Raw genomic sequence first — 12,186 nt, 5'->3', positions numbered from 1 at the left:
TCGTGGACGCAGGGCGGAGAAGACGGCCATCGCTTTTCTCCTTACATCAGGCAAGCGCGCATGCGCTCGATCAGCGCCTGCCGCTCGGCCCTTGCCGCGAGCGCCTCTTCCATCGTCACCTCGACGAAACGGGTCGGCGTATGCGGCTGCAACTGTCCGATCAGATCCATGTCGGCGGAGATCACTGTGCCGAGCATGAAGTAACCGCCACCGGAGACGGCATCGCGGTGCAGAATGATCGGCTCGGTGCCGCCGGGCACCTGGATCGAACCGTAGGGATAGCAGCTGTCAACGATGTTGGAGGGATCCGAGCCGGCGCCGAAGGGTTGCTTGCGCTCAACGAATTCGAGCTTGCGGCCACCACGGAAGCGATAGCCCATGCGGTCGGCTTCGGGTGCGACTTTCCATGGATCCGCGAAGAAGCTCGTCTTGGCCTCGTCCGTCAGACGGTCCCAGTAAAGCCCGGGCAGGACCCGCAGCTCAGCGGGCGTGCCGGGCCTGCGGCGCAGGCCTTCTTCGACTGACCGGCCCTCCTGTACCACGGAGCCTTGTCCGAGCGGGAGCTCGTCGCCCACCGCTAGCGCTCTACCCTTGTAGCCGCCGAGCGCACCGATCGGATAGGTCGAACGGCTGCCGAGCGCCACGGGCACGTCGATGCCGCCCGACACCGCGATATAGATGCGCGCGCCGGACTTCAGGAAATCGAAACTCAGGACCTGGCCGGCCTTGATCTTCAATGCGGTCCATCCCGGCTGGGAAACGCCGTCGATCTTGGCCGGCATGTCGGCACCAGTCACCGCGATCACCGCGTCATGCAAGAATTCCAGCTGCGGCCCCATGAACACAGCCTCCAGGCCGGCAGCACCCTCGTCATTGCCGACGAGGCGGTTTGCGGCGCGCATGGCATAGCGATCCATCGCGCCGCCAACGGGAATGCCGAGGTGGAAATAGCCCGGCCGGCCCAGATCCTGGATGGTGGTCGCCAGGCCATGATGAAGAACCTTAATGGCCATAGAGCACGCCCTCCAGCTTGGCATTGTAGCCGTCGATATCGGTCTGATATTGCCTGAGATCGAAGCTGACCTCGCGGATCGGCGGGCTGAAGAGGCCCTTGTCCACCTCCTCGACCGCCTTGTCGTAGCCGTCACGATCGATCGGCTTGAACTTGACGATATCGCCCGGGCGGAAGAACACCATGAAGTCGCGGAGATAGCTCGTCGTCTGCGTCGGGTCGAAGATCGGCATCGGTGTGATGCCGAACATCTGGTAGCCACCCGCGCCGCGCACCGAATAGATGCAGCCGAAGCAGCCGCCATGGCCGACCGTCAGCCGTGGCGTATCGGTGCGGGGGCGCAGGTATTTCGGAACCTCGATCTGCCGCTGGCGCTCGACCATCTGGTACATGAACGGCAGGCCGGCAACGAAACCGACCATGGAGACGAACCAGGGCGAGCCGGCATGGGCCGCGATGAAATCGTCGACCGCGCCGTAGCCGTTGATCCCCGCGGCATAATCGAGATCGGTGCCGGACGGCTCCTGATGGCGCTCACGAAAGCGCATCAGGGTCTCGTGCGTCCAGGGGTCGTTGTAGAAGACCGGTATCTCGACGATGCGCGTCTTGATCACCGGTTCGGCCTTTTCGGCCGCTCCTTCGATCGCCCGCACCTCCTTGAGAAGATCATCGGGCTTGATCAGATCCGGGTTGAACTTGACCTGAAAGGAGGCATTGGCCGGGCAGATCTCAGTGACGCCCTTGATGGCGCTGTCACGAACGCCGGTTGCCATCGACAGGCTCTTGAAGAAAGCCTCGAGCGACATCTCATCGCTGCATTCAATGAAGAGATGTTCGTCACCTCCGAATGTGTAGCGTGCGGGCATCAGGCAACCTCCTGGGTCCGGCCGGCTAGAGCGACGAAATCGTTCTCCAGCCAGTGTTCGAGAAAGCGGGTATGGAATGCGCCCTTGGCGACGCTCGCATCGCGCGCCAGTGCCAGATGCAATGGCACCGTGGTCGGCACACCCTCGATGACGAGCGTCTGAAGCGCGGTGCTCAACTTTGCCAGGCATGCCTCGCGTGTCTCGGCATGCACAATCAGCTTGCCGAGCAGGGAATCGTAGAAGGGCGGGATCGTATAGCCCTCGTAGAGCATCGTATCGAACCGGATGCCCTCGCCCTCGGCAACGGCGAGTTTCGTAATCGTTCCCGGAGATGGCTGGAACGCCTTGAACGGGTCTTCGGCATTGATGCGGCACTCGATTGCATGGCCGCTCGCCCTGATATCGCCCTGCGACACCGAAAGGGCCGCACCACCCGCCACCTTGAACATCTCCTGTACCAGATCGAAACCGGCAATCATCTCGGTGACCGGATGTTCCACCTGGATGCGGGTGTTGACCTCTATGAAATAGAAATCGCCGGTCTCGTCGTCGTAGAGATATTCGACCGTGCCGGCACCGCGATAGCCGACCTCGCGGGCGAGCGCCACGGCGCTCCCGCAGAGCCGATCGCGTACATCGGTGGGCAGCAGGAAGGCAGGCGCCTCTTCCCAGACCTTCTGGCGTCGGCGCTGCAGCGAGCATTCGCGCTCGAAGAAATGGACAAAATTCTGCCCGTCGCCAAAAATCTGCACCTCGACATGCCGGGCGCGGGTGATGACTTTTTCCATATAGAGGCCACCATCACCGAAGGCGGCAAGCGCCTCGGCCGAGGCAAGCGGAAATTGTTGCTCCAGCTCGGCGATATCGGCGACAATGCGAATGCCTCGCCCGCCGCCACCGGCCGCCGCCTTGATCATCACCGGAAAGCCGATCCTTGCCGCCAGCGCACGCGCGTCATCGAGGCCGGCTACCCGCCCGTCGCTTCCCGGGACCGTCGGAACGCCGGCTTTTGCCGCCACCTGCCGCGCCGCCACCTTGTCGCCCAGCATGCGGATCGCATCGCCGGAAGGACCGATGAATATCATGCCCATCGCCTCGACGGCGTCGGCGAAATCACCGTTTTCGGACAGGAAGCCGTAGCCGGGATGCACGGCGTCGACGCCGGCCGCCTTTGCGGCGGCGATGACCGCCTCGATGTTCAGGTAGGATTTTTTCGGCGCAGGCGACCCGATATCGATGGCCTCGTCCGCAAGCCTGACCGCCAGCATATCCGCGTCCGCGGCGCTATGAACCTGGACCGTGCGGATGCCGAGTGCCTTCGCCGCCTTGATGATCCGCACGGCGATTTCACCGCGATTGGCGATGAGCACGGACCGGATAGTCATGCCTCGACCTCGGCGATGACCTGCCCGGCCATGACGGGCTCTTCGTTGTCGACGAGAAATTTGATGTTCTTGCCGTCGAGGCCCGCCGGAATTTGCTGGAAGGTCTTCATGACCTCGATAAGGCCGATCGTATCGGTGGCCGAAACGGCATCGCCATCTGCCTTGAAGGCCGGCACGTCCGGGGAGGAAGCCCTATAGAACGTTCCCGGAAGGGGCGATTTGATCTCAAGCTTACTCATGTGGCCTCCGCGCTGGCTCGTTGTTCAGGAATTGGGAAATGGGTGCGATCCGGAGCCCTGCGGCGACAAGGGCCGCCCGCATTTCTTGGGCGATCTCCAGCGCTCCCAGCGTGTCCGAGTGAAAACAGATGGATTCGAACTCAATATCGATGTCGGCGCCGGTCACCGTGCGGACCTTGCCTTCGGTGCAGGCACGCAGAACCTTCCTCGCAATGGCCTTGGGATCGGGCCGGCCGGCGTCGCGGGTGAAAACGATCCAGCCATTGTCGCCATAGTCGCGATCCGCGTAGAATTCGCGCACCGCCGGCTGTCCAACCTCCAGAGCGGCGATATGCGTCTCGGAACCAGCCATGCAGAAGACGGGCGTATTCGGCGCCACCGTGCGCATATACTGGATGAAAATCCGGGACAATTCGGCGCTGGCCGCCAGTTCCATATAGAGCGCGCCATGCGGCTTCACATGCTGAACCGGCACGCCATGACGGCGGGCAAACTCGCGAAGCGCGCCCACCTGATAGATCAGGTCGTTGACGATTTCCTTGCTGGTGCCGCTGATTTTTCGCCGGCCGAAGCCCTGCAGATCGTTGTAGCCCGGATGCGCGCCGACGCCGATCCCATGTTCGGCGGCCAAACGCACGGTCTCGTCCATGAGGTTCGGGTCGCCGGCATGAAAGCCGGTCGCAATATTGGCTGAACTGATGAGCGAAATGAGATGTTCGTCGCGCGTATCGCCGATACGCCAACGGCCGAAGGCCTCTCCCATATCACAATTGATGTCGACGACTTCTTTCAAGCGTATTTCCTCATGCATGTTCGGAGCTGCGACCGCAACAAAACGCTAGGAGGAAAACCAGGATTTGAAAAATACAATTTTCAATATGGCATTATCTGATAAGTTGATATTGCCGCACAAAAAGACATCAGAATTATTCAATTTAATTCAGATAGTTAGTCAGATTGCATTGAATTACATCGTTGCTCGCCAGCAGTTGCGGCGTCGATATCTGATTTAGTTCGAGGATTTTTCAGATTAACCGATAAAGGAAAGACGTTGAGCCTCAGCCTGCGCCAGCTTCGATATTTCGTTGCAACCGCCGAATACGGTCAGATCTCTCATGCCGCCATGAACCTTTCGATCTCGCAGTCTGCGGTAACGGCAGCAATCAAGGATCTCGAACTGACCGTGGGTGTCATGCTGTTCAACAGGACACCGCAGGGAATGGAGTTGACGGCCGCCGGTCGGCAGTTTCTCTCCCATGCCTATGAAATATTGGCGAAGGTCGACGAGGCCACGCATCTCAATCTCGTCAGCAGCGATATCGAAGGCGAACTGGTCGTCGCCGCGACCTATACGGTGATCGGATACTTCCTGCCTCTCCACATCGAACGCATGCGGCGCCTGTATCCGCGGCTGCGCATCCAGCTCTATGAGGTGAACCGCGAGACCATCGAAGAAGGGCTGCTGTCCAACCGCTACGATATTTCCGTGCTGCTAACCTCGAATATATTGAACCCGATGCTAACCACGGAGACGCTGTTGAGTTCCGTTCGCCGCCTTTGGGTGCCCGCTCAACATAATCTATTGAGACGCGACGGCGTCGGCCTTCGCGAGATCGCCGAGGAACCCTACATCATGCTGACCGTTGATGAGGCTGCTCACTCGTCGCTGAAATATTGGAGCGGCACTCCCTATCAGCCTAAAGTCCTGCTGCGCACGAGCTCCATCGAGGCGGTCCGCTCCATGGTCGCCAACAGCCTCGGCGTCGCCATCCTGTCCGATATGGTTCATAGGCCCTGGTCACTGGAAGGCAGGCGCATCGAAACGGTCAATATCCAGGATCCCGTTCCGCCGATGGATGTCGGGCTGGCATGGCGCGCCAACAGCGAATTCTCACCACAGATGCTGGCCTTCAGGCGATATTTCCAACAGGCTTTCGGGCTGCCGGGAACGAATGCTTGATTCGCGTCCGACGGTCCGTCGCCATCACGGCGGCCACGATAAGATGGGCCTTAAGTGCATTCGAACCGGCGCTCTGGTGTCAGTCCGCTGGTGCTCTTATGGAATTCTCCGCTCATCATCGACCCGGTCTACCCACGGACTTTCGGATGCAAACTGCGAACGGCGCTCTTGAACAAACCCTTTATTTTGTCAAATTACTGAGGAGGCGCGCGAAGTATCATTGCCAAGTCCTCCGCTCTCAGCGTATGAACTCTCCCCGAACAACTGAACCAGCTATATCAGGGGAAAAGCTTGCAAGTCCTTGTTAGAGACAACAATGTCGATCAGGCACTACGCTTTTTGAAGAAGAAGTTGCAGCAAGAAGGTGTTTTCCGGGAAATGCGGCTTCGCGAGTCCTATGAAAAGCCCTCCGAAAAGCGCGCTCGCGAGAAGGCCGAGGGGATCCGCCGTACGCGTAAGCTCGCGCAAAAGAAACTGAACCGCGAGCTCGGAATCAGTACCGCCAAAAAGCCCAAGCCGGCTTCCCGCTCCAAATAGCTGCAGCCTGCTCTCCATCAAAAGCGCCCTCAGCTCTTAATTCACCCCAAGCGGCTGGCCAATGCCAGATTGTCGCCAGCGGGCCTATCTTCTTGATCATGCCTTCTGGCGAAGGCATGGAACGCTACGAATGCGCAAATCGGATACTCCCTCGCCCACAAAGCAGAAGCGGAGATGGCGGATACCGATGCGATATTGGCGGAAGCCCTTGGAACAACCCGCCAATCAATTGCCGGCGTCACCGCCAAATGGCATTCCCCTATCGAGATGGAAAATCCAGGCGCGCGTCTGAAGGAAATGCCGTGGCCGGAGCTGCGCTCCATACTAGCCGATCTTCTCTGGATCGACATTGACACGCCTAGGGTCTGAAACGGTCCCTACCCAGAGGCACCGAAGTGTCCGTTCCACTGTGAATTGATGCTTTTTCTGCTTGTTATTGACCAGTCTCGGCTCGAGGCAAGGCAATGCAAGACGGCAATCTGGGTGAATTCTGGACAGAATTCAACACTATCTCCGGTCTTAAAGTCTGCCGCCATCAATGCCGGCAATAGAGCCGCAATCGCCATAACTCCACCGCGACGCCAAAATTTGATCAGGCCTCTTGCCAGCCTATTAAAACGGCATATAGTTTTGCTGTCCAATATTTCGTTCATATGTCCAATATATTGGACGCTATCATGCAACTGATGTCTTCGCAAGTCCGAAATCAAAAAAGGGGAACGACACGATGAACAGCAAGTTTCTGCATAACCTCACGAAACCGCGGAACCTCATGACCACCGTCGGTGCGGTCGCATTATTCGCCGTAGCGTCGGCAAGCTCAGCACATGCCGCTGCGAACTGCATCAAGGGCGACCGCAAGGCGCCCTTTACGATCGGTTGGGCCAATATTTATTCGGTGCCAACCTGGATGAAACAGACCGAAGGCACGATCACCGACGAGGTTGCGACCCTGAAGAAGGACGGTCTCGTCAAGGATCTGAAGATCACTGACGCCCAGGGCAATGCGCAGACGCAAATCCAGCAGATCCAGTCGATGATCGACGCCAATGTCGACGCCATCATCGTTGAAGCCGGTTCGTCCACCGCTCTTGACCGCGTCATCTCGGATGCGTGCTCGAAGGGGATTGCCGTCGTCAATTTCGACAGCCTTGTCGACACCAAGAACCTGACCGCCAAGATCAACACCGATTCCGACGAATGGGGACATAAGGCCGCGCAATGGATGGTCGATCAGCTTCACGGCAAGGGCAAGATCATCATCATGAACGGCCCTGCCGGCGTCTCCGTCAGCGATGATCGCCGCAAGGGTGCGCAGCCGGTGCTCGATGCCAACAAGGGTATCCAGGTCATCACTGAAACCAATACGGAATACAACGTCGCGCCGGCGCAAGAGGCCATGACGAGCTTGCTGTTTGCCAATTCCGACATCGACGGCGTGCTTTCGCTCGGCGGTGCACTCTCGGCCGGCGCTCTGCTCGCCTTCGATCGCCAGGGTCGCGATCCGGTTCCGATCACCGGTGAAAATGCCCGTCAATTCCTGGAACTTTGGAAACAGAAGGGCATCAAGGGTTGGGCGACCATGCAGCCGAACTGGCTGGGCGCCCTCTCCGTCTATGCCGCCGTCCAGGCGCTACAAGGCAAGACTATCCCCGCCTTCGTCAAGGTTCCGCTTCCTGTCATCGATGATAGCAATATCGACAGCTTCATCGCCAGGGCCGGCAAGTTTCCGGCCGATGGCTACATCTACTCGGAATATGACAAGGCCCTCTTCGACAAGCTGCTGGCGCAGTAAGATCGCTGGCACGTACAAAGAGGTCTGGATCATGACGGATCGTCCACCCCTGCTGCAAGCCGCGCAGGTCTCGAAGGGCTTTTTCGGAAACCCCGTTTTGAAGGGCGTGAGCATCGCGCTTCAGCCGGGAAGGGTCCACGCCCTCCTGGGTGAAAACGGGGCGGGAAAATCGACCCTGATCAATCTTCTGTCCGGCGCCTTGGCGCCGGACGGCGGCGAAATTCTTCTGGAGGGTAAAGCGGTGACGCGCTTCACTCCCCAAGCGGCGCGCTCCGCCGGCATTGCGGTCGTGCAGCAGGAACTGAGCCTGACGCCGGAACTCTCAATTGCCGAGAACATCGGACTTGGTGCCTATCCGCGGCGCTTCGGCCTCATCGACTACAAGTCGCTCTACCTGCGTGCACGAGAGGTCTGCAATCTCGTCGGACTGACGGAACCTCTGGATACGCCTGTCGGCAATCTGGCGCTCGGCCGACGGCAGATGGTGGAAATAGCCAAGGCGTTGTTTCGCAAGCCGCGCGTTCTCATCCTCGACGAACCGACCTCGTCGCTCTCCGCCCACGAAGCCGGCATCCTGCAGGCCTTGATCCTGCGGTTGCGGGATCAAGGCATTGCACTGCTTTATATCTCGCATCGTCTGAACGAGGTTCGCGCCTTGTGCTCGCATGTGACGGTCCTGAAGGATGGGGTCGTCACCGCGGACCAGCCGCTTTCCGGCGTCGATGCCGAGGGTCTGGTCCGGCTCATGGTCGGGCGCGATGCGGGCGACCTTTTCCCGCCCTGGACGGCGTCGCCTGTCGGCGAGGAGCGCATCCATATCCACGGGCTCACCTCAGGAATGGTGCGCGGCGTCGATTTTGCAGCCCGCGCTGGAGAAGTCGTCGGGATCGGCGGCCTGGTGGGCCAAGGGCAGGAAGATTTTTTGCTTGGCCTCTACGGAGCAGCACCCGCGACAGCGAACAAAGCGCGTCTTTGCGGCGTCGACGGATTGCTTCCAAACGTCGGAGCCGCCAATGCCGCCGGTCTTGCCTACATTCCGGCCGATCGCAAAAAAGAAGGACTTGTCCTGCCGCATTCGATCGCCTCGAACCTGCTCCTGCCCTCGCTCGGCACGCTGGTAAAGGCCGGGCTGCGGGATAGGGCAGCCGAAAACAATCTCGTCATCGAGCTTTCAAGGCGACTGACCATCAAGGGGGATACCGCGCGCTCGGTCCAGGCCCTTTCAGGCGGAAACCAGCAGAAGGTAGCACTTGCCAAATGGCTTCCCCGCTCGCCGTCGGTGCTCCTTCTCAATGATCCCACGCGCGGCGTCGACATTGAGACGAAACGCGAAATCTACAACATGTTGCGCGGCTTTGCCGCCGAGGGAAAATTGGTGATCCTCTTGAGTTCGGACACACCGGAACTGGTTCATCTCTGCGATCGTGTGTTGGTGTTCAGCGAAGGCAGGATCGTGGCGACGTTGGACCGCGACGAGATTTCCGAAGAGGCGATCGTCGGCGCCGCCATGGGCGTTCCCGCGAAAGGAGTTGCGGCATGAACGCCAGCACGACATCTTCCCATCTCTACCTTGCCGTCCAAAGCCGACGGAACCGCGGGCTTGGCGGTCTATTCATCGTCGTCGTCGCATTTGTGCTGCTCTATGCCTGGCTTTTTCCCGGTCTGTTCAGTCTCGGCGGCTTTTCAAAATTCACCCAGAACTGGTTTCCGCTTGCACTGGTGACGATGGCGCAGGCGCTTTTGATGCTGAACGGCGGCATCACGCTTGCCATCGGCCCCCTTGTCAGTCTCGGTGCCGTGATCGCGGCCACCACGATGGCTGATCCCGCCGGAATGGCGGGAGGGCTTGTCGCCGTTGCCGTTGCCGGTCTGGTGATCGGGGCGCTGACGGGCATGATCGTTGCTTATCTCAGGCTCCCCGCCATCATCGTGACCCTGGCTGGATCCTTCATCATCACCGGCATCGCGTTGATCATCCTGCCGCGGCCCGGCGGTTTCATCCCGCCATGGTTTTCCGATCTTATCGCCGGCGACCGGCCAGTTGCCTTTGGTCTCCTCATTATCATCATCGTGGCCTGGAAACTTTTCCTTGCGACACCGCTTGGTCTTGGGATCTACGCCGCCGGCGAAAATCCGGTGGGCGCATTCCGCTCGGGTGTGCCGGTTGCCAAGGTGAAGGTCACGGCATTCGCCATTTCGGGATTGCTGGCGGCACTCGCCGGCCTCTTCGTCGCCGCGCAGACAGGCTCAGGCGACCCGGTGATCGGCAATCCATTCACATTGAACTCGATCGCGGGCGCGGTACTTGGCGGCGTCGGCTTTCTCGGCGGCAAGGGTACGATGCGCGGTGCGATCTGCGGCAGCCTGCTTTTGTCCGTGATGATCAACGTCATGTTCTTTTTGGGCTTTCCGCCGGTTGCCCAGTACATCGCCCAGGGTGTCATTATCGTCGGCGCCGTCGCCATTCCTGAGCTGACCGGCCGGTGGAGGAAGAAATGAACGCTGCATCGTCACTGCTCAAGGGATTGTTTCGCAATCCGCCTTTGCTCACCACCCTTCTGGTCGCTCTCGTGTGGATCGTCGCCAGCCTGACCCTGCGCGGCTTCGGTGCCTACGGACACCTGCGCTATATATTGGAGCTCTCCGCCGTCATCGGCATCGTGGCCGCGGGTCAGACACTGGTGATCATCATGGGCGGCATCGACCTTTCGGTCGGCGCGGTCATCACTGTAACCGCCATCCTGGTGCCGCTGATCTCACCGGATTGGGATTCGACCGGCCTTGTCGGTGTTGCCATCGCGCTGGCGATCGCCGCCGCCATCGGTCTGCTCAACGGTGCCGGCGCAACCTTCCTGCGCGTGCCGCCGATCATCATGACGCTCGCCATGGCGACGTTTCTTCAAGGCTTGCTGGTCGTGATCGCCGGCGGCAGTGCGGTGTCGGTGACGAATGCCGCCGTTATCTGGCTGGGCTCCGCCCGCCCCTTGGGCGTTCCCGCCGGCATCATCCTCTGGATTCTTGTTTCGCTGTTCGTGCTCGTTCTTCTCCATCGCATGCCGATGGGCTCGCGGTTCCTCGCCGTCGGCGCCAATGCCATCGCAGCCCGCCTGTCCGGTATCAACGTCACGCGCAGTACCCTTATCCTCTATACACTTTCCGGCTTCTTTTCCGGGCTTTCCGGCATTCTCATTCTTGGCATGAACCGTCAGGGCTATGTCGGTATCGGCGATCCCTATCTGCTGACGTCAATCGCAGCGGTCGTGCTTGGAGGGACATCGATCCTCGGCGGACGCGGAACCTATGCGGGCACGATTCCCGGCGCCATTTTATTGGTTACGACGACGGCATTGATCACGGTCGTCAACGCCTCGCCGGGTTGGCGTTCGATCATGTTCGGCTCGCTGATCCTCGCGCTGCTGCTGATTTCGGGCCGTGAGGCGCGGCGGTGAGCCGGCGCTACGACGGACCGGTGATCGATCCCCATCACCATCTCTGGGATCTTTCGCTTGGGCGGCATCCCTGGCTGCAAAAGAAACCGGCTGCGGGCGAGGAGATGGTCTTTGGCAGCATTGCTCCCTTACAGCGTGACTATGGCGTGGACGACTATCTGGCCGATGCGGCAGGCCAAAATATTGTCGCCACCGTGCATGTCGAGGCCGGCTGGTCAGACACGCATCTATCGCAGGAAAGCCGCTGGCTGAATGGGCTGGACAAGACCGGCGGCGTCGCCCGTCGCTATGTCGCCCGCGTGCCGCTGGACGCTCCCCTCGCCTTCGATCTTTTGGATGCAGAAGCCACAAACGCTCAGGTGGTCGGCATCCGCGACATCGTCAGCTGGCATCCCGATCCGGCAAAGAGTTTCGCCCGGTCGCAGCATCTGATGACAAGCCCGCGCTGGCAGGCGGGACTTGCACATGCGACGCGTCTTGGCCTCGTCTTCGATCTGATGCTGTTTCCCTGGCAGATGGGAGAGGCAACGCGCCTCGCGTCCGATTTTCCAGAAACGCTCTTCGTGCTCAATCATTGCGGCAGTCCCGCCGATCGAAGTCCTGAAGGAATGGCGCTGTGGCGACAAGGCTTGAGGGAATTGGCGAGAGCGGAAAACGTGCAGATCAAGATCTCCGATCTCGTCGCGTATGACAATCATTGGACCCACACCAGTCTTGCGTCGGTGATCGACCATTGCCTTGCCTGCTTCGGCACGAAACGGGCGATGTTTGCCAGCGACTTTCCGGTTGCCGGGCTGCACGCTTCCTTCGACGAGGTCTACAGCACCTTCCGCAGCGTCGCAGCGGCCCTGAGCCTTGATGAGCAGCGCGATCTTTTCTTCACGACGGCGAACCGGACCTACCGGGTCGGCCTGGCCGCCGGTGACAATAGCGAGAGTTAATT

13 protein-coding genes are annotated in these 12,186 nt (G+C 60.0%); 8 read left to right on the top strand and 5 right to left on the bottom strand.

Annotated features, from left to right (window positions below; all coding sequences use genetic code 11):
- Positions 1–41: 41 nt before the first annotated feature.
- Genes AB6803_RS22835 through AB6803_RS22815 form a run of 5 tightly spaced genes read right to left on the bottom strand, consistent with a single transcriptional unit; the run spans position 42 to position 4,295 of the window.
- Complete coding sequence (locus AB6803_RS22835; RefSeq protein WP_371111038.1) at positions 42–1,013, bottom strand: biotin-dependent carboxyltransferase family protein; 972 nt, start codon at positions 1,011–1,013, stop codon at positions 42–44.
- A complete protein-coding gene (locus AB6803_RS22830) occupies positions 1,003–1,878 on the bottom strand; it encodes an allophanate hydrolase subunit 1 (RefSeq protein WP_174044356.1) in 876 nt (291 codons plus the stop codon). Before AB6803_RS22830 ends, AB6803_RS22835 begins: the two co-directional genes overlap by 11 nt.
- Positions 1,878–3,263 carry an acetyl-CoA carboxylase biotin carboxylase subunit gene (locus AB6803_RS22825; protein WP_371111037.1) on the bottom strand — a complete coding sequence of 462 codons (1,386 nt, stop codon included), beginning with the start codon at positions 3,261–3,263 and terminating at the stop codon, positions 1,878–1,880. Before AB6803_RS22825 ends, AB6803_RS22830 begins: the two co-directional genes overlap by 1 nt.
- A complete protein-coding gene (locus tag AB6803_RS22820; RefSeq protein ID WP_371111036.1) occupies positions 3,260–3,502 on the bottom strand; it encodes an acetyl-CoA carboxylase in 243 nt (80 codons plus the stop codon). Before AB6803_RS22820 ends, AB6803_RS22825 begins: the two co-directional genes overlap by 4 nt.
- Complete coding sequence (locus AB6803_RS22815) at positions 3,495–4,295, bottom strand: 5-oxoprolinase subunit PxpA (RefSeq protein ID WP_371111035.1); 801 nt, start codon at positions 4,293–4,295, stop codon at positions 3,495–3,497. The genes AB6803_RS22820 and AB6803_RS22815 overlap by 8 nt, the downstream gene beginning before the upstream one ends.
- Before the next feature lie 258 nt (positions 4,296–4,553).
- Between AB6803_RS22815 and AB6803_RS22810 the strand changes: the two genes are divergently transcribed.
- From AB6803_RS22810 to AB6803_RS22775, 8 genes are all read left to right on the top strand, one after another.
- Positions 4,554–5,462 carry a LysR family transcriptional regulator gene (locus AB6803_RS22810; RefSeq protein WP_007689388.1) on the top strand — a complete coding sequence of 303 codons (909 nt, stop codon included), beginning with the start codon at positions 4,554–4,556 and terminating at the stop codon, positions 5,460–5,462.
- Positions 5,463–5,753: 291 nt separating this feature from the next.
- On the top strand, positions 5,754–5,999 hold the full coding sequence (gene rpsU / locus AB6803_RS22805; protein WP_007690712.1) for a 30S ribosomal protein S21: 246 nt from the start codon (positions 5,754–5,756) through the stop codon (positions 5,997–5,999).
- 174 nt (positions 6,000–6,173) lie between these two features.
- A complete protein-coding gene (locus tag AB6803_RS22800) occupies positions 6,174–6,368 on the top strand; it encodes a hypothetical protein (RefSeq protein WP_371111034.1) in 195 nt (64 codons plus the stop codon).
- A gap of 403 nt (positions 6,369–6,771) precedes the next feature.
- Positions 6,772–7,794 (top strand): ABC transporter substrate-binding protein, encoded by a 1,023-nt coding sequence (locus AB6803_RS22795; protein ID WP_371111144.1) that lies wholly within the window; start codon positions 6,772–6,774, stop codon positions 7,792–7,794.
- 31 nt (positions 7,795–7,825) lie between these two features.
- The gene (locus AB6803_RS22790; protein WP_371111033.1) at positions 7,826–9,334 is read left to right on the top strand and encodes a sugar ABC transporter ATP-binding protein; all 1,509 of its coding nucleotides are present in this window, start codon (positions 7,826–7,828) and stop codon (positions 9,332–9,334) included.
- Positions 9,331–10,293 carry an ABC transporter permease gene (locus AB6803_RS22785; protein ID WP_371111032.1) on the top strand — a complete coding sequence of 321 codons (963 nt, stop codon included), beginning with the start codon at positions 9,331–9,333 and terminating at the stop codon, positions 10,291–10,293. Before AB6803_RS22790 ends, AB6803_RS22785 begins: the two co-directional genes overlap by 4 nt.
- Complete coding sequence (locus AB6803_RS22780; RefSeq protein ID WP_371111031.1) at positions 10,290–11,243, top strand: ABC transporter permease; 954 nt, start codon at positions 10,290–10,292, stop codon at positions 11,241–11,243. Before AB6803_RS22785 ends, AB6803_RS22780 begins: the two co-directional genes overlap by 4 nt.
- Positions 11,240–12,184 (top strand): amidohydrolase, encoded by a 945-nt coding sequence (locus tag AB6803_RS22775; protein WP_371111030.1) that lies wholly within the window; start codon positions 11,240–11,242, stop codon positions 12,182–12,184. The genes AB6803_RS22780 and AB6803_RS22775 overlap by 4 nt, the downstream gene beginning before the upstream one ends.
- Positions 12,185–12,186: the final 2 nt, after the last annotated feature.

The organism is Rhizobium sp. RCC_161_2, from assembly GCF_041355235.1.
Classification (GTDB): domain Bacteria; phylum Pseudomonadota; class Alphaproteobacteria; order Rhizobiales; family Rhizobiaceae; genus Rhizobium.
This window is presented reverse-complemented; position numbering and strand designations above follow the sequence as displayed.